Origin of the sequence: Halorubrum tibetense (assembly GCF_042661865.1) — an archaeon.
GTDB lineage: Archaea > Halobacteriota > Halobacteria > Halobacteriales > Haloferacaceae > Halorubrum > Halorubrum tibetense.
Genome location: NZ_JBHSWW010000749.1, coordinates 1 through 508, shown reverse-complemented (window position 1 = coordinate 508; position 508 = coordinate 1). Strand labels below are relative to the sequence as shown.

The following is a 508-nucleotide window of genomic DNA, read 5'->3' as shown; positions in this document are numbered from 1 at the left end:
TTGTAAACTAAACCATTGATTGACCACGAGTGCCTCATGACGCCATTGTTGGTAAAACTCGTCTAACGCCTCAGCCGTTATATCGGACTCGTCAATTACGATCAATGCCTTAAGAGCGGCCAATTGGTCGGTCATATTATTGGCAGACCTAAACTGCCCCAAGGCGAGTTCACTGGCCGAGGGCACGCCGGCATGAGCCAGCAATAAAAGCGCCGTATTACGCAGAGCCCTGCGACCAATGGACGCTGCGTCTACCTGATAAGCTGCATTGGCATCATAGCAACAAGCAATAGTTGTCAACTGATTTTCTAGGCTATGCGCAAGTACTTTAACTACTTTCTCCCTCGCCGCGTATATAGCCAATACATCGTGTTGCGGCGATCGGTCGTGTAAATAGCTGACCGACGGGACTTGTAGCATATAGGCAATGACCGCCGGCTCGATCAACTGCTGATCAATAATAACGGACAAAGCCTCCAACCAATATTCCGAAACCCTAAACGCCGCC

Annotated in this window: 1 protein-coding gene; it reads right to left on the bottom strand. The window is 49.6% G+C overall.

Features of this window, described 5'->3' with window-relative positions; genetic code table 11:
- Window positions 1-508: aminopeptidase N C-terminal domain-containing protein (locus ACFQEU_RS18095; RefSeq protein ID WP_379784422.1), on the bottom strand; the 508-nt coding region annotated here is incomplete at both ends.